24 protein-coding genes and 1 pseudogene are annotated in these 22098 nt (G+C 41.9%); 6 read left to right on the forward strand and 19 right to left on the reverse strand.

Annotated features, from left to right (window positions below):
- Positions 1–5: 5 nt before the first annotated feature.
- The 11 genes from JOD17_RS08965 to madL all read right to left on the reverse strand — a co-directional run bounded on the left by JOD17_RS08965 (position 6) and on the right by madL (position 10357).
- Complete coding sequence (locus JOD17_RS08965) at positions 6–605, reverse strand: DUF4166 domain-containing protein (protein ID WP_204697110.1); 600 nt, start codon at positions 603–605, stop codon at positions 6–8.
- A complete protein-coding gene (locus tag JOD17_RS08970; protein ID WP_239575358.1) occupies positions 602–1504 on the reverse strand; it encodes a DoxX-like family protein in 903 nt (300 codons plus the stop codon). The genes JOD17_RS08965 and JOD17_RS08970 overlap by 4 nt, the downstream gene beginning before the upstream one ends.
- Positions 1505–1524: 20 nt before the next feature.
- On the reverse strand, positions 1525–3126 hold the full coding sequence (locus JOD17_RS08975) for a YndJ family protein (RefSeq protein WP_204697114.1): 1602 nt from the start codon (positions 3124–3126) through the stop codon (positions 1525–1527).
- A gap of 119 nt (positions 3127–3245) precedes the next feature.
- Positions 3246–3890: a GntR family transcriptional regulator gene (locus JOD17_RS08980; RefSeq protein WP_338028779.1), complete on the reverse strand. Its 645-nt coding sequence runs from the start codon at positions 3888–3890 to the stop codon at positions 3246–3248.
- Positions 3874–5529 (reverse strand): biotin-independent malonate decarboxylase subunit beta, encoded by a 1656-nt coding sequence (gene mdcD, locus JOD17_RS08985; protein WP_204697118.1) that lies wholly within the window; start codon positions 5527–5529, stop codon positions 3874–3876. Before mdcD ends, JOD17_RS08980 begins: the two co-directional genes overlap by 17 nt.
- Positions 5526–5813, reverse strand: coding sequence for a malonate decarboxylase acyl carrier protein (gene mdcC, locus JOD17_RS08990; RefSeq protein ID WP_042414172.1), 288 nt, complete (start codon positions 5811–5813; stop codon positions 5526–5528). Before mdcC ends, mdcD begins: the two co-directional genes overlap by 4 nt.
- Positions 5788–6630, reverse strand: a complete 843-nt coding sequence (locus JOD17_RS08995) for a triphosphoribosyl-dephospho-CoA synthase (RefSeq protein WP_204697120.1) — start codon at positions 6628–6630, stop codon at positions 5788–5790. The genes mdcC and JOD17_RS08995 overlap by 26 nt, the downstream gene beginning before the upstream one ends.
- Positions 6627–8279: a malonate decarboxylase subunit alpha gene (gene mdcA, locus JOD17_RS09000; protein ID WP_204697122.1), complete on the reverse strand. Its 1653-nt coding sequence runs from the start codon at positions 8277–8279 to the stop codon at positions 6627–6629. Before mdcA ends, JOD17_RS08995 begins: the two co-directional genes overlap by 4 nt.
- Positions 8280–8284: 5 nt before the next feature.
- A complete protein-coding gene (locus JOD17_RS09005) occupies positions 8285–9187 on the reverse strand; it encodes an ACP S-malonyltransferase (protein ID WP_204697124.1) in 903 nt (300 codons plus the stop codon).
- Positions 9188–9200: 13 nt separating this feature from the next.
- Positions 9201–9968: a malonate transporter subunit MadM gene (gene madM, locus JOD17_RS09010; protein ID WP_042360421.1), complete on the reverse strand. Its 768-nt coding sequence runs from the start codon at positions 9966–9968 to the stop codon at positions 9201–9203.
- A complete protein-coding gene (gene madL / locus JOD17_RS09015; RefSeq protein WP_204697126.1) occupies positions 9965–10357 on the reverse strand; it encodes a malonate transporter subunit MadL in 393 nt (130 codons plus the stop codon). Before madL ends, madM begins: the two co-directional genes overlap by 4 nt.
- Positions 10358–10494: 137 nt before the next feature.
- Between madL and JOD17_RS09020 the strand changes: the two genes are divergently transcribed.
- Positions 10495–11097 carry a malonate decarboxylase holo-ACP synthase gene (locus tag JOD17_RS09020; RefSeq protein WP_204697128.1) on the forward strand — a complete coding sequence of 201 codons (603 nt, stop codon included), beginning with the start codon at positions 10495–10497 and terminating at the stop codon, positions 11095–11097.
- Here JOD17_RS09020 and JOD17_RS21830 read toward each other — a convergent pair.
- Entirely contained in the window at positions 11094–11384 is a 291-nt protein-coding gene (locus tag JOD17_RS21830; protein ID WP_420827934.1) for a winged helix-turn-helix transcriptional regulator, read from the reverse strand. The two genes, JOD17_RS09020 and JOD17_RS21830, sit on opposite strands and share 4 nt — an antisense overlap.
- A 39-nt stretch (positions 11385–11423) precedes the next feature.
- Positions 11424–11747, reverse strand: a pseudogene (locus tag JOD17_RS21835) (winged helix-turn-helix transcriptional regulator); the annotation flags it as partial.
- Between the two features lie 206 nt (positions 11748–11953).
- Between JOD17_RS21835 and JOD17_RS09030 the strand changes: the two are divergent.
- Positions 11954–13015 carry an alkene reductase gene (locus tag JOD17_RS09030; RefSeq protein ID WP_204697130.1) on the forward strand — a complete coding sequence of 354 codons (1062 nt, stop codon included), beginning with the start codon at positions 11954–11956 and terminating at the stop codon, positions 13013–13015.
- 29 nt (positions 13016–13044) lie between these two features.
- Here JOD17_RS09030 and JOD17_RS09035 read toward each other — a convergent pair whose 3' ends face one another.
- The 4 genes from JOD17_RS09035 to JOD17_RS09050 form a co-directional block, all read right to left on the reverse strand.
- Positions 13045–13302: a hypothetical protein gene (locus tag JOD17_RS09035; protein WP_204697132.1), complete on the reverse strand. Its 258-nt coding sequence runs from the start codon at positions 13300–13302 to the stop codon at positions 13045–13047.
- Positions 13303–13447: 145 nt separating this feature from the next.
- A complete protein-coding gene (locus tag JOD17_RS09040; protein WP_204697134.1) occupies positions 13448–14110 on the reverse strand; it encodes a hypothetical protein in 663 nt (220 codons plus the stop codon).
- Between the two features lie 219 nt (positions 14111–14329).
- Complete coding sequence (locus JOD17_RS09045) at positions 14330–14965, reverse strand: hypothetical protein (protein WP_204697136.1); 636 nt, start codon at positions 14963–14965, stop codon at positions 14330–14332.
- A gap of 310 nt (positions 14966–15275) precedes the next feature.
- On the reverse strand, positions 15276–15890 hold the full coding sequence (locus JOD17_RS09050; protein WP_204697138.1) for a TetR/AcrR family transcriptional regulator C-terminal domain-containing protein: 615 nt from the start codon (positions 15888–15890) through the stop codon (positions 15276–15278).
- A gap of 145 nt (positions 15891–16035) precedes the next feature.
- On the opposite strand from JOD17_RS09050, the gene JOD17_RS09055 reads away from it, so the two are divergent.
- Both JOD17_RS09055 and JOD17_RS09060 read left to right on the forward strand, forming a co-directional pair.
- Positions 16036–16554, forward strand: a complete 519-nt coding sequence (locus JOD17_RS09055; RefSeq protein WP_204697140.1) for a hypothetical protein — start codon at positions 16036–16038, stop codon at positions 16552–16554.
- Between the two features lie 34 nt (positions 16555–16588).
- Positions 16589–18124 (forward strand): multicopper oxidase family protein, encoded by a 1536-nt coding sequence (locus JOD17_RS09060; protein ID WP_204697141.1) that lies wholly within the window; start codon positions 16589–16591, stop codon positions 18122–18124.
- 195 nt (positions 18125–18319) lie between these two features.
- Here the strand turns inward: JOD17_RS09060 and JOD17_RS09065 are convergent, their stop codons facing one another.
- Both JOD17_RS09065 and JOD17_RS09070 read right to left on the reverse strand, forming a co-directional pair.
- A complete protein-coding gene (locus JOD17_RS09065) occupies positions 18320–18862 on the reverse strand; it encodes a site-specific integrase (RefSeq protein WP_204697189.1) in 543 nt (180 codons plus the stop codon).
- 387 nt (positions 18863–19249) lie between these two features.
- Positions 19250–20581 (reverse strand): hypothetical protein, encoded by a 1332-nt coding sequence (locus tag JOD17_RS09070; RefSeq protein ID WP_204697143.1) that lies wholly within the window; start codon positions 20579–20581, stop codon positions 19250–19252.
- Positions 20582–20679: 98 nt separating this feature from the next.
- Between JOD17_RS09070 and JOD17_RS09075 the strand changes: the two genes are divergently transcribed.
- On the forward strand, positions 20680–21159 hold the full coding sequence (locus JOD17_RS09075; RefSeq protein ID WP_204697145.1) for a nucleoside deaminase: 480 nt from the start codon (positions 20680–20682) through the stop codon (positions 21157–21159).
- Positions 21160–21229: 70 nt separating this feature from the next.
- Entirely contained in the window at positions 21230–21967 is a 738-nt protein-coding gene (locus tag JOD17_RS09080) for an SDR family NAD(P)-dependent oxidoreductase (RefSeq protein ID WP_204697147.1), read from the forward strand.
- Positions 21968–22098 lie beyond the last annotated feature (131 nt).

Below are 22098 nucleotides of genomic sequence, written 5' to 3' on the forward strand. Positions count from 1 at the left end.
TTCTTCTACCTGATCTCCACTATTGTCGCTTCTCCTTCATACATCAGAACCGTCGTCACGTGTTCAATATGCACGAAGATCTGAATGGTATTGGCACTTGTCGCTTTCTCATACACATTCACCTTTGCAGATAATGCTTTTGGTAAGCGCAGCAAACGTTTGCCGATGTTCGCATACGTCTCGTCTGAAGTGATCAATAACCCTCCTGTATCTGTCACGTGAAAATCTAACGGTTGAACGAGACGTCCGCTTTTTCCTAATGAATCATAGACACGGCTTTGTTTTTCATTCCACCACATTTCAGCGTAAAAACGTCGGGTAGCATTCGGAAAATGAAAATGGCGATCCCAACTAACGTACGGTCCTTTACGGTTTGTGCTATATGTATTACGAATTGAGAACGGAACTTCAACGCCTCTTTCTGGAAATAGAAAGTCATCGTGTGTTAAACCGTATGCAATTGGTTTATATAGCGCTGATCCACGAATTTGCTTCATCACACCTTCTCCGTGCACAACACCGGACGTCTTCCCGTACTTCATTTGTAACAATGGATGCAACTGTTGAAACTGCTCTCCTACTGCACGTTTATATATGGAGTTCATCGTTCTTCCTTTCGTTTGCAGTGTCTTGCTAACACTAATTGTTTGCTGTTCACCCATGCCGCAATGCTAACCCCGATCGTTACGATAGTAAGTGCTCCTGGGTTAAATGGTAAAGCGAACAAATACGGCGAGGTTAATAATGCTCCGATACCTAAGATAGCAACAGCGATCGCCGATAGTAAGAACAACCAGCGCTTTGTAATCGGTAATAAAAACAGTACTGCTAACAATAACTGACCTAAACCAATTGCAGTCACAACCATTGACTCAAATCCGCTCACCATACCTGTTGCCGCAATTAAATCAAGTTCACCAGTTTCAGGAAATAACAATTTAGGAATAATGCCTTGATATGCCCATAAAAGCGCTAATGTCACACAAAATAAGACGTGAAGTAGCGACTGACGAATGCTATCTTCAGGTCGTTTGCCGAACTCAAGCCACTGCTTTAATGCTGCGAAACTCCAAGCAGTTGCCCACCCCATTAAAGGCCTAAAAACAACATCGAGTAGCTTTCCTGCTTTCCCAAAACGCGTATCGTAATCATAGCGCGTTAGAAATCGTGTATGTTTCTCCTTTTGTTCGTACTTCCAATATCCACGGCCCTCTTTTATTAACGACAACGGTTGATCACTTGAAAATTTTAAAGCGGATACCTTCTCTCCACTTTCTTTCTCGGCACTCCCGACGGACTCACCAATACCGTGAATCCGTAACCCAAAGCCGATCCTGGTTTCATAATGAAACGTTTGGACATCATCTTCATGTTCTTTAGGCAAATAATCAATCTGACTAAAGCGAAGATCCCAACGTTCGTGAAGTTTAGGGTTTTGTGTCGTTTCCCAGACGTCGTCAATCGGAGCATTAATATCAAGCTCTACATAGATCGGTTTTCCCATGCACATCCCATCCTTTCTGATCAGTCATGTGCTGTTAAGTCATATTCAATAGCGAACAACGATAATCCGAACAATTGAATGTCGTGATTTGCCTGTAACTGCTTGTTATGTACCTTTTTAATATGAAACGTTTCCTTTAACGGCAGACGAATGGTAATGGAACCCATCGTGTAAAAAATACCATTCGGTTCACTGTTAAGGGTTAACCCACGGTTCTGATCATGTTCTGGTTGTAGTATTCCTGTCATTACACCTAACGGCAAGGGAAGAGCAATGTTCATTTTCTGATCAACCGTACTATAAATTGCCGTAAAGATATGTGCGTCATCTGACCACCGTAACCATACGCTTGGTGTTACTCTGCCATCTTCGCTTGCATCTAACGGTGCTACAGTTCCATTCATCGTCACTTTCCCGCTCTTTGGTACATTTAATTGCCCAAAACGCCCTGTAACAAAATGAATAAGTGGCAACAAAGGTTTGAATGAATTTGACCACTCGACGTTCGCAACCATTTTATAACGGTTAGGAGACGTATAGAAGTTGAGAACCTCAACATCAATAGCTGATGGTGTGAATGTCTCATCTTCTAACTCATCCCAATCACTTACTAGTGCTGGAATATGATCGCCTTTCTTCCAGCGTCCTTCGTCAATCGGAACGCTTCCTACATATCCTCTCGTGCGCAACTGACTCACTGTAATCTCGTTGACGGACGACGGGGTACGTAATTGCCAAACGACGATAAAAGCGAGTGTTGCAAATACACTGGCGTTAACCGCTCCATGATACTGCGTCATCCATTCAATTGTGACTAAGATGTTCTCTGAAAGTAAGCCAAAGCTATACACTAATGTCCATGTTGTTGTGAGTGCAAAAACCAATGAGGCAGAGAGTAACGTAAGACGGAGCTTTAACGTGAACTCGTGTCGTTTCAAAGCATCAATGAACCATAAACCAACGAATAAAAACAAGCCAACTGCATAGGTCGCAACAAGATAAAACTCAAGTGGCGGTCCTTGGTCAATGCCAATCGCAACGAAAATCGGTCCGAGCGCTAACAATATCGCAATGAATGACCATAGTTTTGGCAAACCGATTTGTTGACGTCGACTCCGAATGTATAGGCCCGCGACGATGGGCAAGAAAAATGCTGCGTAATGAAAATGAATCGCCGTAAGCCAAACAATCACATCCGTATACGGTAAGAACTGTGATGCACCTGACGCTCCTGCAACGAGCCACACACCTCCAACAGGCAAATACATTAAACTTAAATTTATGAGTGCTTCTTCGCTTCGTTGAAAGCCATACCGTAACTGTCGTAACAGGCCCAATAAACCGACGATTGCTACAAAGACCAACCATACTGCTGCAAACAGTCCTGCAATCATACCTTGAGGTAAGAAAAGCGATACGCTTGCAATGATTGCAAAATACATCGCAACAAAAGAAGTACGCCGTAACCAGCGATCAACCTTGATTTGTGGATCTTGCGTAATCAATTGAAGTAACATCGGCACCCATATAAACATCGCAAGCAACAAAGCTGCTTCGATGATGCCGACATACAGAAGTGCAATTACTGAAAGTAACACACCGACTGCAATAGATCCTTTCATGAACTCATCCTCTCCTAATTTAACATTACAATTATCATATCAAGGGGATTCAGCCGTTCATAGACATTTACTAAAATAGGAAAGATAAAAATAGACAAAGAACCGACTTGGCTCTCTGCCTATTTTCCATGAAACTGCTTATACAACTTCAACACATCATCAGTATGTGTATTTAACAGTGTTTTGGCTTCTCGTATTTGATTTGCTTCTAAATAGGTTGTAAGCCAATCATGTTCTCGCTTTGACTTCTCTAATTTCCCTGATTCAGAGAATGCGATCGCTTGGACGCGCAGTAGTGACGACCCTAAGCGATGATACAAATCTAAAATCATTTTGCTTTGACTCATTTCGATGAGCAACAAATGAAATTGATGGTTGTAATACGTGTATTGGTACACATCTTCTTCTGATCTCATGACATTAGCAAGCTGTCGCATCCGTGTAACGAAGTTGTGATCAACGCCATTCTCTTCAATTCTCTCCATGGCTAGACTCTCTAAGAAGTTGCGAACTTCTAAGATGTCTTTGATTTCTTCAAAACTGTAGCTACATACGACCGCTCCTTTACGTGCTTCTTTCTCAACGAGCCCTTCAGCAGTTAGTAAATAAAGGGCATCACGGATTGGTGCACGGCTAATGCCGTACTCATCTGCATACTCTTTTTCAACGAGCTTATCGCCGGGTTTTAAATCTCCTGAGAGTATTTTCATAGAGATTTGATCGGCAATTTGTTTGGCCAACGAATGTTTATTTAATCCTTCCACGTTCTTCCCTACTTTCATTTACCCACTGTTGTTCCATTTGTACTCTGACTTCAATTGAAGCTGCACGTGATTTTTTCGCACGTGCGTTGTTAAGACGGTGTTCTGAAACTAAGCCTCCAGCCTCTAGATCCGCTAGTTGGTTAGCGATCAATGTTTGCACGCGCGATACGTCTTCTTCAGTTGGATGTTCTACAGAGATCCCTTCAATGAGTTCATCGGTTGCACCGAGCTTATGGAAAGAACGAACATCGTAAGCCATTGCGGGGACATCCTTTGTGAATCGTTCAAGTTCATGTAACGATCTTTTTGTCACTTTCGCTGCAGACTCTTTCGACATCACGTGTACTTGGACGTAAGGGTCATCAAATGCGAGAATGCGATCGGCTTGTAAACCGTGGCTTAAAAACGCAGCAGACAATGCTTTACCAACAACGAGTCCTATGATCTTATGACCGTGTAAACGTGCTCTAGCGTAGGCATGAACAGCTGCTGCACACGACTGATGTAAGCCGAGTAATTCTTCTTGAGCCCCGTATGCTTGACTGACTACATCAATGACAGCAACGATTGGCGTTTTCTGATCATTCGTTGCATCCGCAGCAATCCATTGATCAATTACATCTGCAAGTGCATAGCCTTCAAGTAGACCGAATTCACCGTTTCTAACTCTTGGGAAACGGTGATACGCATCTTTCGTCACCGCTAAAAGATTGAACTTCTCACCTGAGACGGTCATTGTTCCTGACTGCACCGTTGAAATACGTGAACTTTTCACGCTATCGATGTCTGAAAGCACTTCAAGCCACGTGCGACCACGGGAATCATTTGTTCGCTCCTCGTCTTCACTTGAAGTGAAAGCTTTTATATCTTGATATAGTAACTCATTCACGTGTTCTTCGTTGGACGTTACACGTTGATTGATTTTCGTAAGTCTTGCTTGATCAACGGCCTCTTGAATTGCTTCAACAGAGTCTTCTACGAGGTATTCGATCAGTCCATTCTTCTTTCTCGACGCACTACCGATTCGTAAGTACGTTGCTTTACGGTCACGACTATTGACTTCTTCAATTCCCGCTTCTTGCTCAATCACTTCAGGACCATTTAAGCCGAGTCGAGCTTCTTTTGTCATAATTAGAGCGTTAAACAGTCCAGCTGTAATCGACATCCCACCAAAGCTTCCGATTCGACCTGGGATAATGCCCACGATTGGTACATATTGTTGGAGATTTACCGCTGCTTGTTGAATCTCAGAAATTGCGAGCAAACCGTAATTTGCTTCTTGTAACCGTACACCGCCTGTATCTAGAATAACGATGACGTCTAAATGTTTTCCCCGTTCTACATCTCGTAAAGCAAGTTCGAATGCAGCCGCAATCTTGGCTCCAGACACTTCGCCGATGCCGCCTCCTTGGAAGCTCCCTTCAATTGCAATCACGCAACATGGATGCGACTTTCTCGTTCCTTTCATTACGACCACACCGTCGTCACTTTGAGGCACAATGTTTTGCTTTTCTAGGTGTGGTGAGACAAGACGATCAAAAGGGCCGAGTAATTCATGTGCTGAGTTCTCATCTAAAAGTGCTAACGTACGTTCACGAGCGGAGCATTCCGTTAACGACTGAGGTACTATGATTTTCATGAAGATGCCTCCTCAAACGCTTGTTTTAAACGAAGTCCAATAACGCCAGGCGTTGCACCAAAGTCATGAATGTGTATGGATGCACGTACATCGTAATCAGACATGAACCTCTCTACAACTTCTTCCCACGTTTTTTGAAATCCTTCCACGTTCGTTTTTATAAATACTTCTCCGATGTCGCTTGGCTCCATAAGAATTTCTGCATCGCCAGAGCCAACGACACCTGTATGCGCACGTTTTGGAATTGCCGTTGCTGTATTATACGTGTAGCGAAACTCTTCCATGCGATTTCCCTCCTAATCGTTTCACGTACAAACTCGCTGCAAGTAGATCTGCACTGCCCCCAGGAGAAAGATTGTTTTTAATAAATCGTTCATCAACTTCCTCCATGGATAAAGCGCCTCGTAATACTTGTTGAGCTTGTTGTTTCACATAAGATAATCCCTTACTTCCTGCTCGGTGAAGAACACACGTATCTGAAAGTGTTGTCATGAGCGTGAGCAGAGCCATTTGTTTTGCTTTCGTCTCTGTGAATGATTCGGTGGCAGTGTTTAAAGTTCGTAAACCGAGTAACACGTGCGGAAATCCCGCTTGAGCTTCGCCTTTCGCACCGGTGACACCATACCGTTTACAGACAGTAGAACCATTCGTACGAGTCGAAGGAACCTCTAGTTCAACGTTCGCAAGTTTGCCGGCGACTTCACATAGTGTAGATGCCGTACCTTGCCCTCTTTGGATTGCATAAGCAGCACTTAGTAAGCCTAAACACCAAATCGCGCCTTTATGGGTGTTCACGCCACCAGTTACGTGTAACATTTCCCGCTCTGCCTCAATTCCAATCTCCGATAATTGCTCGCGTAATTGATGAGACGGGGATTTCCCATAACTCACACGTGCCATTTCGGCAAAATAAGGAGCAATCGCATGACTCGATGCTTCCATCATCGCTAGTGTCATATCAAGGTGGGCACCGTTGTTACATTTGTCGATCAAACCTGGTTTTACAGTTAGATAAAGCTCTTCTAGGAGTGATTGCTCGGACCAACGTGCAACTTGTTCAGTGACGAGATGAACATGTAATGGATGTGTCGCTACACTCACGTCCAATAACTCCTAAACTTTTCAGGTGGGTCGTAAAGACCATCTGACCACATCACAAGTTCTTCAATGCTTTTTGCTGCAAGTAGTGAACGATTGGACTTTTTCACATCGATTTCTAGATCATCCGTCGTTGCAATGATTCCTTGCTCTCTTAATCGGTGCTTTTGACGAGCAGTACTCGTCATCCCAAGTTCGGTAACACCAGCAACCGCTGCAATCGCTTCTTTACGTTCAGCAGGACTGTCACTTTTGTACAGGTAAGCAACCCCTTCCTCGGTTACGAGGTGTGTGACATCATCGGCATAAATCATAACAGGAGGTGTGCCTAGATTGGCTTCTTTAGCGACTTGAATGGCATCTAACTGATCAACGAATACGGGACGGTTACCTGGTTGGTGCGTTTCCATCATTTGAACGACCAACTTACGACCACGCACGAGCTCGTCACCTGTTTTTTGCATATCAAGCCACGCTTTTGTGCTGTGTCTACGACCTTTCGGATCATGCCCCATGTTCGGTGCACCGCCAAACCCTGCTAATCGACCGCGAACAACCGTTGATGAATTACCAACATAATCCATTTGAAGTGTGGAACCGATAAACAAATCTACGGCGTATTGCCCAGCCATTTGGCAAAGCGTCCGATTTGACCGCATCGTACCGTCACTGCCGACAAAAAACACATCTGGACGCGCAGCGATGTATTGTTCCATGCCTTTCTCTCCACCAAAAGAATGAATGCTATCAATCCAACCGCTTTCTATTGCTGGGATGAGTGTCGGGTGAGGGTTCGCGGCCCAATGCTTACAAATCTTTCCCCGTAAATTAAGTGATTCACCGTACGTCGGTAATAGTAATTCGATCGCGGCAGTATTAAAGCCAATACCATGGTTTAAGGACTGTACAGAGTGCTTTTCATACACGCCACGGATTGCAAGCATGGCCATGAGAATTTGAATCTCTGTAATATGTCTTGGATCTCTAGTGAACAACGCTTCCAATTGATAAGGCTCATCACCTAAAACGATCACATCAACCCATGATGAAGGGATATCAACGCGTGGTAGCTCATCTACGATCTCATTTACTTGAGCGATCACAATGCCATTTTTAAATGCGGTCGCCTCAACGATTGTTGGTGTTTCTTCCGTATTTGCACCAGTGTACAAATTACCGTTCGCATCCGCTTGATCAGCGGCAACGAGGGCGACGTTCGGAATTAAATCAATAAACAATCGTCCGTAAAGTTCGATATACGTATGGATGTTGCCGACTTTGATTTCTTCGTCTTCGATCATTTGCGCAATTCGTGTACTTTGCGGTCCTGAAAATGAAAAATCAAGTCGATCAGCTATCTCGTTTTCAAATAGATCTAGATGCTCTGGTCGAGACACACTCGACATGATGAGATGTAAGTGATGAAGTGCTTCGTTTGAGGCATTTGCCAATGACTTCGATAAAAACGATGCTTGCTTTTGGTTGTTGCCTTCAAGAATGACACGATCATAAGGCTCAATGACACGTTCTAGTACTGAGACGATGTTGTCTTGTTGAACGAATTTGCCTTCAATCATTGATGAAATTCGGCTCAGACGATCTCGTTTTGCATCTCGCTTTTTCGTCCATCTTGTATTTGTAGACGTAGGCACACTCGTCACTCCTTAGTTACAAATTGTAGAATGTTGTCAACACTCAAAGTTTCTACTGATAGCGCTTGAATTCCTTCAAACTCATCGTGCAATAAGTCCGTATATACGGTTCCAGGGGGAAGTTGAACGTAGTTTTTTATCCCGCGCTCGTTCAACATTTTCATGGCAGAATGCCATCTAACCGTTGATGCAATATTCCCTGCTAAATCTTCAGCAATCGCATCTTTGTGTCGCAATAACCGTGCAGATTGATTTGACACGTACGGTATTTTCGGTGAATCAATCTTAAGATTTTTCATCGCTTCACGAAGCACATCCGCCTCTTTCTTAAACAAAGGAGAGTGTGAAGGAACAGTCACAGATAACTTGGTTACACGACGTGATCCTTTCTCTTTTAACGTGTCGCGGATCGTTTGAAGTGATCGTTCACTTCCTGATAACACCACTTGTTGCTGAGCATTTTCATTCGCTAGATACACGTCACTTTGCGACTCTATCACGCGCAGTACGACGTTCACATCAAGGCCTTGAACGGCCATCATTCCGTATCCACTCGGAAAAGCTTGCTCCATTAATCTACCTCGAAGATCAACTAAACGAATGGCGTCCTTTAGAGTAAGTACTTCTGAAAGTACTGCTGCTGAATAAGCGCCCGCAGAATGACCGGCAACACAATCCGGTCTAATCCCTGCTTCTACAAGTTGTTTCGAACTGATAACACCAACGATGAGTAATGCTAATTGCACGTGTCGTGTAGAACTGAAATCAGCGGTATACTGATTCACATCTTCTTGTAATGCGTCTTCAATGAGTTGTTTGATCAACTCGAAATGTTTGGTTCCTTGATAAGGTTGAAACATGTCATGACGTTGTGATCCTTGACCTGGAAATAAAAACACCGTATCCATGGAAATCGCCTCTTTACCCTCCGAAAATCAACCGCATCATCATATACAACACAGACGGCCCTAAGAGACAGCCAAGCCCTGTATAAAACGTCGCCGTAACCGCCCCGTACGGAACGAGCTTAGGATTTAATGCTGCAAGTCCACCAGCAACTCCACTCGTCGTTCCGAGTAATCCCCCAAACACCATCGCAGAACGGGGATTATCAAGTCCAATATACTTACCTAGAAATGGTGTGAGTGCCATCGTTAAAATCGCTTTCACGAGACCTGCAGCAATACTAATCGCAATCACTTCAGAACTCGCGCCGATTGCAGCACCTGTAACTGGCCCGACGATATACGTCGTGGCGCCTGCTCCAATTGTCGTTAAACTTACTGCGTCGGTATAGCCAAACATTAGTGCAAACACAACACCGATCGTAAACGAAAGCAAAATCCCAAGAACTAAAGCGAGGACACCTGTAACACCTGCTCGTTTAATCTCTCGAAAATCTGCCCCGAACGCTGTAGCCACAATCGCGAAGTCACGCATCATCCCGCCACCAAGTAAACTGATTCCTGCAAAAAGGGAGACATCGGAAAGTCCATTCTCTCCACCAGTCAGTCGTCCGCCAATGTAAGCAAGAACGAGACCAAGAAGAATGGCAATTGATGATCCGTGCACGAGTCCTCGGGTCGCATACTTTGACAACGCGTAGGCAATCACCATAATTGCACCTACAATCGCAAATCCAAAGATGAGACCATTTCCGACTAACACATTTTCGATTGATTCAATCATAGAGGACGCCCTCCTTCATCAATCGATTCACTTTTTCCTTTTCCGATTCGACTGACAAAAGGTACAGCTAAAAACGAAATAACCACAACAGCAATTCCTGTCACAATCGCAAGTGGTCCCCCATCGAGGGCTGCAACAACATTCTGATTTGCAGCCATTGCGACTACGATCGGAATGTACATCGCATTCCAAAACCCTAAGCCCATTTGCGTTGGCTCACTAAGCCGGTTCGAAATCTTCAACCGATCAATGACGATAATTAAGATCAACATCGCAATCCCAACGCCACCTACATTTGCTTCTACCCCGATCGCTATACCCAACCATTCTCCGAGCAACATTCCTACAATCATGCAGACCGCCAATATGGCCACACCATAAATAACCATCAACGCACTCCTTTGTAAGCGTTTTCAATTAATGGTATACAGTCGACTGTGTACTGAGTTTAGATTATAATGAGTTTAACTTTGATTGTCTATACTTTTGAGAAAATTAAATCTATTGTCTTGTTAGGAGGCAACTCATGTATAACCCTCATGATTTATTGCGCATTGATGTGACATCCGTTTTAAAAAGAAACGGTGACCTCCCGCTCTGGGCACAATCTTCAATACAAAAAACCCCCTACGTCGTCGTACGACGCGGCGTCAATGATCGCTTTAGTATTCCAGTAGGAATCCGCGGTGCATCCCGTAGTGAGCGTTGTGCGATCACTGTTTCTTGTGACCATGTCCAAGGCGTGCTTACGCCCTATGAACTTCAAACCTCTGAAAGTACACGGTTACGACTCAAGAAAGCACAAGAGACGTTTGGGATGTTAAAAGAGCTTTTACGTTCTATGCATTGGGGACCTACCGGAAGTGTAGGCTTTGAATTAGCCTCCGGGACACAAGCCATGAATGAACAGAGTGATTTTGATTTATTAATTCAAAGTCAGTGGTTTTCTGTAACAGAAGCGAATGATCTCATGAACCAACTTAACAAAACCCCAATGACAGTCGATCCGCTCATTCAAACAGAAAATGGTTGGTTTTTATTAAGAGAATACGCCTTAGGAAAAGGCGTACTGTTCAAAACAATGACTGGACTTGAACTGCAAGGAGACCCTTGGCGTCCGTCTCACTAAATACCTTCGTTTTGACGTTTTATAAATTCTTCGCCCCATTGATTTAAATCTTGAAGAATTGGTTTTAACGTTGCACCGTAATCTGTCATAGAGTACACGACTTTCGGAGGGACTTGTTGATGGACCTCACGATGAACAATCCCTTCTTTTTCAAGTTGTTTTAAATTGTTCGTGAGCATTGTACGACTTATTTGTGGAATTCTTTTTTGTAGATCACTAAACCGAAGATCTTCAGAAGCCAACTCACTAATAATAATGGATTTCCATTTTCCAATGATCGTATCAATGGTTGTGAGTGCCTTACACGCCTCGTTCGTATGCTCATCTTGGTCTAGATGATCTTCTGGACGTCGGTGTCCTTCGCCCCAGTCATTCATTTTCACTAATAATGGATGCAACGTAAGACCATACTCGGTCATTGAATATTCCACTTTCGGTGGAACTTGATTATACACTTTCCTTGAAACAATCCCACTCTCTTCAAGTTCTCTCAATTTTAACGTTAACATCCGTTTCGTAATTTCGGGAATGGATCGTTGCAAGTCACTATACCGTTTCGTTCCATCATTCGTTAAATGATAAATAATAATCGGTTTCCATTTGCCGACAAACACGTTCAACGCTTGTTCTAAATCTTGATATTCGTTCATCAGTTTCACCCCACATCGTCAACATCTGTCGCAATCACCTAGTAAATCAATAAGTACGTAAAATGTTCCTATGTAATATAATAGTGCCTACTTACATAATTGACAACAATGATGAATAATAACGGTAAGCTCACTTCATTATAAATTATTGTGAAAAACAAACACTAAGCGCAATGCAGTGTAACTACACAAAAGGAGTCAAGCAGATGAATAACTTATGGAAAGAAATTAAAGTAGGAAATATGACCTTACCTCATCGTCTGGCGATGGCACCAATGACGAGGAGTCGTGCGTTAGAAGACGGCACGCCCCCAGAAATGGCTGCAGAATACTACAGTCAACGCGCATCATTAGGGTTACTGATTAGTGAGGGGACACAACCTTCCGCTGACGGCCAAGGCTATCTTTTATCTCCTGGGATCTACTCTTCGGAGCATGTAAAAGGGTGGAAAAACGTTGCCGATCAAGTCCATGAAAAAGGCGGCTATCTTTTTATTCAATTAATGCACGCTGGACGTGTCGCTCACCCAGAAAACACACCACACCACCGTCAAGCCGTTGCACCGTCGGCCGTTGCTCCAGGTGAGCAAATCTTTACAGCTAAAGGAATGCAAGACATTCCAGCTCCACGAGAACTCTCAAGCGAGGATATTAAAGAGGTCATTCAAGAATTCCGTCATGCAGCAAAAACTGCGATTGAAGCAGGCGCAGACGGCGTTGAGATCCACGGCGCAAACGGTTACCTTATTCACCAGTTTATCGGAGAAAACTCAAACGTTCGTGCTGATGAATATGGCAACACAGTTGAAGATCATGCTCGCTTTGCACTAGAAGTAACAAAAGCGGTAGTTGAAGAAATCGGTGCAGATAAGACAGGGTTTCGCATTTCTCCAGGAGTTCCTCTCGGGGGCATTGACGAAGGCTCACAAGGACCTGATGTCTATCGTTATCTCGTTAAAGAATTAGCAAAAATGAACCTCGCTTACTTGCACGTGATGCATGTTGGCAATGACGAATTCTTAAAAGAAATTCGTTCACTTTGGCCAAACCCACTGTTAGTCAACCGAGCAGGCAGACCATTAGAAGAACTAAGTAAAGACATTGATGCCGGACTCGCAGATGTTGCTCCAGTTGGTGCATGGGCATTGGCAAACCCAGATTTTGTTGAACGACTAAAGCAAGACGCACCATTTAATGAGCCAGATAAAACGTCATTTTACGGCGGAGGAAAAGAAGGTTATATTGACTATCCGTTTTTATCGAAATAATGATGATCCCCCCATTTACGGGGGATTGTTTAACTTGTAGAGATCATGACCGTGCCTTCATCCCAAATGTGCAAAAAGCGCTCACCTAACTGATGACTTTCTTCACTATTTCCGAATTGCTCATTTATAAATTCTGCATACTTCTCACAATCCACCATTAAACGATACGTATTTGGAGCACCGTCATGATTGTTGATTTCTAAAAGCTTGAAATGCGAGAACCCGAAATGGTAACGAAAATACATAATCGCATCATCCCTACTCGTAAAATGCATGACATTTTCCATCGATCATTCCCTCATTTAACGCGTATTTACTGTATAGTTGCATTTTTGCCCAACAAAAAGCAGACGTATTCACACTTCATCGGAATACGCCTGCTTTAGAGATTTCACTCTTCTAATTTCAATATATCTTTTTGAAACTCTACGATTACTCTTCAGGAACTCTTAACTTTAGTGCGATATCATAATCAGCGATTACTTGATAATCATTACGCCACATTTCCTTTAACCAAATGACCATGTCTTGTAATTCTCGGTCACCTTCCAATTCGTCCTCTAGACCACTTAATTGTTCAAGCTTCTCAAGGGACCATTGAGGTTTCGGATTTTGCAATCGCTCCAATACGTCTTCTTGGTCTAACCTTACTTCATTGATTAAATACTCGATAGCCGTACCTGGAATAAGCTCAGAAAACGTACACGTCATTCCTTGCTCCTCTAATAAATAAGATAACTTTAAAACATTATAATATTGTAGCGTTTCTTCTTGATAACCTTCATCGTCGAAGGATATAAAATAATCTTCGATCTCTGGCGCTGACGCTGGTCTTCTTAGGATTACATCTAGTAAGCTTCTTGATGGTTCGAATTTTTGAAGAGTATAGTTACGATAGGCATGAAAACTAACCCATCTCTCTTCTTGGGCTTTGTTGTAATCGACCTCCTTACCATATTTTTCCTCAATCCGTTGTTCAACACTGCTCAAAGCAGTATCAAGCTTTTGTTGTTCTTCGTCTGAAAGCTTCCCATTCACTTGATTCATTCTTAATCGAAGTAATTCTTGATAGATTTGTTCGGATTCTATACTCATTAATTAAAACGCCTCCTAAGTAAAATTCCTCTCGTTTCATCGATGTCCGTGTAATCTCAAATCATATGTACCTATCCTGATATGGCGAAATATCTGCTTGTCAGACGGTCCAAGTTGTTCTATAACAAACGCTTCGTTTGATAAGTCCCTCGTAAGCTATTTCACTTCAACACATGAACAAAATGCTTACCGTTCAGGGATTATCTCAATGACGTTTACTTAGGAAATCGTAATCGTCATCGCTTCGTCGTAATCAATAAAGAGCTGATAGTCTTTATGCCACATTTCCTTGAGCCAAAGAACCATATCATGTAATTCTGAATTCGTACTTTTTAAGATCTCGTCTAGCCCTTCAATCTCATCTACTTTCGAAAGACACCATGTAGGATCGGGCAATCGCTCCATTTGTTCTTTGTCTTCTTTAGACAATTGGTTACTATAAAAGTAGTCCATGAATCCTGGAAGGACGTCCGAGAATACGAACCCTTCTTTTTCAAACATTATTTTCAACTTCATCGCGTTTGGGAATTGTAAATAATTCACTTCCCAATCTTCATCTTCGACATTAACACTGTAGCAAGGAAATTGCGGCCGGCTCAATAGAATATCCATGAAGGTTTTTTTAGGTGTTACATCTTGAAATGAGAAATTACGAAATGCGTGGATGCTTACCCAACTCTCTTCTTGCATTTGATTAAGGTCGAACTTTTTCTTATATTGTTTTTCTAACAGTTGTTCAATATCGTAAATAACAGTTTGTAATTTCTGCTTTTCAGCATGTGAAAGCGTATCAACGATTTGTTTCGTTCTTAATTGTGTTAAATCTTCATACAATTGATCCTGCTGACTGCCCATTTAGAAAACGCCTCCTAAGTATGATTCCCTCTACTATTTTCGGAGTATTTTTAATAAGAAGTCAACCATTTACCTACAAGTACATTCTTTAGTAACGAAAACTATGTCATAGTTCGTTACCGTTTCATGACTTTATAACTAAATTAAATTATTAAAAAAAAAGATTGAGACATACTGGGGTACTAAAGCGATTTGAGAGTTGGGAACCTATTATGAAGACGTTCGAAGGCAAATAAGAATAATATTTCATTTGTTTTTTTTATAGAACATCGAGGAATAATGAAACAGGATCTTACGGATTCCCCTTTCATTATAGGCCTATTTTAGCCTTTAAGCCTGTGATCATAATTTCCATTCCGAAATGAAATTCTTTATCCATATCAGGAATAGACAAATTTAATGCTGGAGGTTGCCCAGTGTCAGGCATACTGGACCCTTTTTTTGAAATTTCAATAAATCTGTATTCATCCAAAATGAATGAAATCGTGTAGGTATTAAAAAACCACAAGGATGAAAAAGTATCCTCATTACTCATCCCAGCGTTTTTAAAGATGGTATGAATCGTTTCAATTAATTGTATGCGATGAGGGGTCGTTGGGGCTGTTTCGGATAGCACAACAGCGGAATCTCGAATGGATAAGAGCCTTTCTCGCCATTCAAATGCGATTTGCATTAATTGTTTGTCCCACATTGCATTTGTATCAGGAAACTTAATTTCCTTACATATTTCATCTGCAACTAATTCGAGCAATTCATTTTTATTTTTTATATGCCAATAAAGGGATGCGCTTTTAATTCCTAACTTCTCTGCAATCTTTCTGATTGTTATACTTTTATACCCCTCTTCTTGAAGAATTTCCAAAGCTATACGTACGATTTTAGCTTGATCAACCATTTTATGATGTGCATCGTTCTGTTTGGACAACAGCAATTCCTCCTTTGTAAAACCAACTAAAAAATTTCGAAAGTTCAGTTGACAGTATAACATTTATCGCATAACCTAACAATGATAGTTAAACTATCTTAGATAGGTTGACGTCATAATTCTATTCAAAAGGGAGAGATCTATGATGAAACGCAAATTAACTCATGTTGCTTTAATCTGTTTGATCACATTGATTGGCTTGGAGTTGGGTGGAGCGATTTATGAAGGCGTTGTAGTCGCTTCGCAATGGAGTGCTTATCCTCCAGCATCTTTTGCTATTCTTCAAGAACCTTATGCCCTGCCAGTTGAACATTATTGGATTCCACTTCATATGCTTGCTCAAGTTTTCATAGTCACTGTTTTGATCCTATGCTGGAAAGAAAAAAGAGTGAGACACATAGTACTCGCTATTGTGGGATTGTATATTACGCTAAGGATTCCTACTTTTCTGTATTTTATCCCGGAACTTAATGTATTTACAATGACTGATCCTTCTGCTCCTTTTTCACAAGAGTTGAAAGACCGTGCGGATCTGTGGGCTAACCTTAGTACTGTTAGAACAATAATTATTGCAAGCGTTCTTGTGCTTAGCTGGGTGGCTTTCAGTAGATTTAATCAACAAAATCAAATAATGAAGGATGAACAATTGGTTGTAGCGAAATAAACGATAAAGACCATGATGCGGAGGTTTCTAACGTATGCTAAACTATCGAAAACTTATTTTATTCATTACCATTACCAGTGTTGTAGTTGTTCTTGGTGGAGGCGGATTTATGGTTTGGATGTTTAATGAAGCAAAGCACTCCAATCTAGGAGAGTTAACATTTGAAAACCCGCTTGCTATTCCGGAGCTGCTTGAACCGACTACTGATGATCAAGGACGTAAAGTGTTCGACCTCACTTTTACCGCTGGTGAGATTGAGTTCATCGAGGGGCAGCGAACGGAGACATGGGGGCTCAATGGTCCTTACCTCTCCCCGACTTTGCGCGCCACACGGGGGGATGAGGTGTTAATCAATGTGGACAATGACGTTGAAGAGGACACCAGTTTGCACTGGCATGGCATGCACCTTCCTGCTGCTATGGACGGAGGACCACATCAAATGATTGAACCAGGTGATACATGGTCTCCTACGTGGACCATTAATCAACCAGCAGCAACCTTATGGTTCCATCCGCATCCACACGGTGTTACAGCAGAACATGTTTACCGCGGGGCAGCAGGAATGTTTATTTTGGATGACCCTGATTTAGAGGATTTGGAACTTCCCGATACGTATGGTGTCGATGATATACCTCTCATTATCCAAGATAAAAAATTCAATAACGACGGTTCACTTAACTTTGACAAATCAATTTTTGGAAATGTCGGTATTCTCGGTGATGAGATTCTGGTCAACGGTACGCATGGCCCTTCCTTTGAGGCAACATCGAGTCTTGTTCGTTTCCGTGTATTGAACGCTTCTAATGCACGTCTTTATAATTTGGGTTTCAATGACAATCGTTCCTATACGTTAATTGGAACTGACACTGGACTCCTTGAAGAGCCAATTTATCTCAATAGATTATTGCTTTCACCCGGTGAGCGAGCGGAGATAGTCGTCGAGATTGAACCCGAAGATGATCTTATATTACGTAGCTTTGAGCCGAATATAAATGGGTTGAACTTTTGGGAACAGCGATTTAATGGTGGAAATGATACTTTCGACATATTAACTATTCGTGGCAATGAGCAACTCGTTGATTCAGAGCCCCTGCCTTCGAAGCTGGTAGACATCGATTGGCCGGAAGAAACGAATGCCGTCCACACAAGGAAATTCGAACTATCAGGAACCGGCTGGATCAATAATGAACCTATGGACATGAACCGCATTGACTTTGCAGCGACCAAAGATACGACTGAAATTTGGGAAATTAGCCATGAGGGAGGTGGTGTTTACCACAACTTCCACACGCATCTTATCCATTTTGCCATACTTGACATTGACGGGAAAGATCCACCGGAACATCTTAGAGGGTGGAAAGACACAGTTTTCATTCCGCCAACAAGCAGTGTCCGAATCATCGCACGTTTTGAAGACTATGTCGATCCCGAGTTTCCCTATATGTATCACTGTCACATCTTGATGCACGAAGACAGAGGTATGATGGGACAATTTGTTGTGGTTGAACCTGGTACAGAACCACCTAGCAGGGTTCCAGAAATAGATGATCATCAACATCACAACCATTAGATTTGTTTTAAACTATTGATACTTTTTGTATTCACTTTTATTGGATGAGACAAAGAAGTTAGCTTTCATAACTACAACTGTTCAAGGCGAGTTAATTGAATCCCTGAATAAAATTCAAAATAATCAATCATGAGCTTAAATTTGCAAATTAGATCGACACCCACGGGTGTTCATCCATCTAATTTGCAAATTCGCTCATAGGTAAAAATCATCCAAACTCTCGTCAATTTCATCTTGCCGAATCCCAATATAACGTTTTGTAATTTGCGGTGTCGAATGGTTAAAGATTTCTTGTAAGATCGCAACATCTTTTGTTTGATTGTAAAAGTGATAACCTAAGCTTTTCCGCATACTGTGCGTTCCGATACTCTGAAGACCAGCACGATCAGCTGCTTTTCTAAGAATACGATACGCCTGTACACGACTAATCGGCTCTTTCGTCTTCTTAGATGGAAACAAGTACTCTGTGCTCGCCATTCCTTCAACATATTCGTGAATGTCTTGTTGCAGCTCAAAGTTCACCTTAAACCGGCGTGTCTTCCCGGTTTTCTTCTCAATGACTTCAATATGTTTACGGTTTAAAACGTCGCTCACACGTAAACTGATAAAATCACTAATCCGCATTCCTGTATTCAAACCGAGGGAAAACAAAAAATAGTTCCGTAAACTATCGCGCTTTAATATACGTTTCATTAACTGGATATCATCGCGATTACGAATTGGTTCAACAAGCTGCATCCCCTTTGTTCGTAAGGAATGATAATCACTCAGTTCAAGTGGCTTTTCACCGTTTTGTTTCTTTTTAGAAAGCTGCTGAATTCGCTTTTCTAGATGGTCTTTGCCGTAACGTTCATGTAGGCGTTCGTATTGTTCATCGGTTAAATAAACATACGGAGCTACTTCTCTCTTCTCCATAAAATCGCCTCCTCTATTCAGATTACCTTAGAAGTAATGTGAACGCAATATGTTACATTAGGATTTAACTGTAAACGTTCCAAATGCCTGATCATAACAACGGTTCTCTTTGTTCTTCATAGATCTATTCTAATGTAACAAAATAGATATTGTGTTACATTAATACGCACCAAAAAAACACACATAGAACATTGCTATGTGTGTTTAAATTTAAGGAATGAGGATCAATAACCCTACAGCAATGACTGCAAACAGCAACGCAAATGGTAAATTCGTAAGCATAATTCGGTATGGATTTTGGTTCGTATGGCGGGCGGTCATCGTCACGACAATTCCATAAGGAGACATCGTAAACGTTGCTAATGCACTCACGATATACATAACGGTAAGTTCGATTGGCATGCCTGGTTGTAAGATCGGTGACACGATTTCATGAACTAAAACCATTGATGCAATCGGGTGAATTCCGATTAGTGCTAAGGAATAAAAACTTAATGGGATTAACAACAGTAAGACGTACGGATGCTCTTCAAATGCCCGTAAAGGTTCTTGTACGATTGTTAGTAATTCGGTTTGATTTAAAATACCTGTAAACCAACCGAGTGACATAAATAGTACAAGGAACGGATGAATCCCCGTTTTCAGTTGTTTCCCTAACGCACTTTGTCCGTTTGCTATAAAGGGTTTTGCTTTGCCAAAGAGTAACGTCCAAGTAAACGAAAACAATGGAATAAGTAAGATTACCGTTAGCAAAAATGAAAGTTGTAACCACTCTCCGATTAATGTAACGAGAAGTAAAAAGACGACAACAGCCGTTATGAGTGAACCTTTTGACCTTCCATTTTCACTCGTGTACGTATTAATTTGATTAAGACTTGTCCCTTTTAATACGCGAGGTCGGATCAGTTCAATGATTGTCATCGTAACGGACAATAACAATAAATAAGGTAGCAATGAGAAATAGCTCTCCCCTGTTAACCCGATCGCGGTTACGACCATAATTTCCATAGGCATCCAAACGAGGGCTAACGCGTAAGCACGAAGTGTTGATTTGCTAATGATGCTATTTCGTGTCTTTTTTGGCAGTTCAGAAAGATGGTCATTTAACGTGTTTTGTAACAAAGGTAAAATTGAGAAATTCATAAATGGGACAAACCCATAAGTCGTTAACAAAGCGCGGTTTTCAACGTTTCGAGTATGGGTTGCACGTGTAAAAAGCCAAGCGTTCACGTTTCGGTCATAATAGAGGGTTTCAATTGCCGCTTGCATGAGCGGTACGATCGCTACAAATACAACAAGCGTCAAATTACTTGAAAACAATTGCGGTAATTCATTGATAGAAATCGTACTAAACGGTAATAACAACGCTCCTCCAAGTAAAAAAGCAAGCCCCATTCCTTTAAAGAGTCGATTACTCTGATAAAATGAATAAACAAGCATCGGTAGACTTAGAATTCCACATAGCGATAATAAGAGAGTCGATTCTAACGCCAATCCGATAAAGACCATACTCAGGATAATTGCATAATACAAGCGTTGCAAACTTCTCCCTCCAATGATAGTTAGATAACTTTGATGACGGTTTATTTTACCATAACTTTATATAAGCAACCCAAAGAACTTCAAAAGGAGATGTCTTTATGATCACTAAACAAGATTATACGTATTTAGAACGGTGTGTGGAACTCACAGCGATCGCATTAGAAGAAGGAAACGAACCCTTTGGTTCACTACTCGTATCGGAAAATGGTGACATTTTGTTTGAAGATTATAATAAAATTTCAAGTGGCGATCCGACAAAACATCCTGAATTTGCGATCGCTCAATTTGCCTCGATTCATTTAAGTGAATTAGAACGTCATCACGCAACGGTGTACACCTCTGGAGAGCACTGTCCAATGTGTGCTTCCGCACACGGTCTTGCTGGGTTAGGTCGAATCGTCTATGCAAGCTCTAGTGTACAGCTAAGAGAATGGCGAAAAGAATGGGGACAAAAATCAAGTAACTTGAAGCCATTAGCTATTCAAGACGTGTTAGTCAAAGCAAATGTTGATGGTCCTGTACTCGAGCTAAGCGAGCAAATAAAATCGCTTCATTTAAAACGACGTTCACGTGAGTAACGAATACGTTTGTCGTTACGTTATTACGGGTAATTAACGTCCATTACGTTTAGTTGAGGTGATGAACACGTTGACACGATTACAAAACAAAGTTGCACTCGTTACAGGTGGAACAAGTGGGATTGGCTTAGGGATCGTAAAGCAATTTAGTAAAGAAGGTGCAACCGTCATTGCAACCGATGTACAGCAAAAAACTCTTCATGATGAAGTCCCTCATGTACCATTCATGACGCTCGATGTGACCTCCGAAGAGGACTGGAAGCATGTCGTCTCTTCAGTAATTGAGAACTATAAAACGATCGATATACTCGTCAATAATGCTGGAATCCATGTTCCTGATAAACTATTAGAAACGTCGCTGGATGATTATAAGCGCATGATGGACACGAACGCAACGAGCGTTTTCTTAGGAATGCGTGAGATCATTCCCCACATGCAAACAAACGGCAAAGGTTCAATTGTAAATATAGCTAGTCTAGCTGCTTTGACTGGTAGTGGTGCTGCGAGTGGTAATGGTACCGCCTATAGTGCATCAAAAGGTGCTGTTCGTGCACTTTCGAACCATGCAGCAAATCACTTTGCTAAAGACAATATCCGTGTAAACACGATTTTCCCAGGACCAATTAAAACACCAATTATGGGTAAGCGCCAAGAAACCATCCAAGAACGTAATCGCGACGTCGTTCCCCTGCCCCCACATTACGGCGAAGCGAGCGACATTGCATTTGGCGCTCTCTATTTCGCCTCTGACGAATCTCGTTTTGTTACGGGTGATGAACTCGTCATTGATGGAGGATCTGTTCGTTAACTCAAGAAAAAGTACAATGCTAAATGGCATTGTACTCAGATTGTCGAGAAAGCCTTGGTTCTGTGAACCAAGGCTTTCTCTTATGGTCTTTGAATTGGTTCCAATGACGATTTTTTTGGTGAAAAGTATAA

Source organism: Geomicrobium sediminis (assembly GCF_016908595.1).
Lineage (GTDB): Bacteria > Bacillota > Bacilli > Bacillales > Marinococcaceae > Geomicrobium_A > Geomicrobium_A sediminis.

Coding starts and splice junctions, on each gene's coding strand:
- JOD17_RS08965 (WP_204697110.1), bottom strand. CDS start 605: ATGAACTCCATATATAAACGTGCAGTAGGAGAGCAGTTTCAACAGTTG.
- JOD17_RS08970 (WP_239575358.1), bottom strand. CDS start 1,504: ATGGGAAAACCGATCTATGTAGAGCTTGATATTAATGCTCCGATTGAC.
- JOD17_RS08975 (WP_204697114.1), bottom strand. CDS start 3,126: ATGAAAGGATCTATTGCAGTCGGTGTGTTACTTTCAGTAATTGCACTT.
- mdcD (WP_204697118.1), bottom strand. CDS start 5,529: ATGAAAATCATAGTACCTCAGTCGTTAACGGAATGCTCCGCTCGTGAA.
- mdcC (WP_042414172.1), bottom strand. CDS start 5,813: ATGGAAGAGTTTCGCTACACGTATAATACAGCAACGGCAATTCCAAAA.
- JOD17_RS09005 (WP_204697124.1), bottom strand. CDS start 9,187: ATGGATACGGTGTTTTTATTTCCAGGTCAAGGATCACAACGTCATGAC.
- madM (WP_042360421.1), bottom strand. CDS start 9,968: ATGATTGAATCAATCGAAAATGTGTTAGTCGGAAATGGTCTCATCTTT.
- madL (WP_204697126.1), bottom strand. CDS start 10,357: ATGGTTATTTATGGTGTGGCCATATTGGCGGTCTGCATGATTGTAGGA.
- JOD17_RS09020 (WP_204697128.1), top strand. CDS start 10,495: ATGTATAACCCTCATGATTTATTGCGCATTGATGTGACATCCGTTTTA.
- JOD17_RS09030 (WP_204697130.1), top strand. CDS start 11,954: ATGAATAACTTATGGAAAGAAATTAAAGTAGGAAATATGACCTTACCT.
- JOD17_RS09035 (WP_204697132.1), bottom strand. CDS start 13,302: ATGGAAAATGTCATGCATTTTACGAGTAGGGATGATGCGATTATGTAT.
- JOD17_RS09040 (WP_204697134.1), bottom strand. CDS start 14,110: ATGAGTATAGAATCCGAACAAATCTATCAAGAATTACTTCGATTAAGA.
- JOD17_RS09045 (WP_204697136.1), bottom strand. CDS start 14,965: ATGGGCAGTCAGCAGGATCAATTGTATGAAGATTTAACACAATTAAGA.
- JOD17_RS09055 (WP_204697140.1), top strand. CDS start 16,036: ATGAAACGCAAATTAACTCATGTTGCTTTAATCTGTTTGATCACATTG.
- JOD17_RS09060 (WP_204697141.1), top strand. CDS start 16,589: ATGCTAAACTATCGAAAACTTATTTTATTCATTACCATTACCAGTGTT.
- JOD17_RS09065 (WP_204697189.1), bottom strand. CDS start 18,862: ATGCAGCTTGTTGAACCAATTCGTAATCGCGATGATATCCAGTTAATG.
- JOD17_RS09075 (WP_204697145.1), top strand. CDS start 20,680: ATGATCACTAAACAAGATTATACGTATTTAGAACGGTGTGTGGAACTC.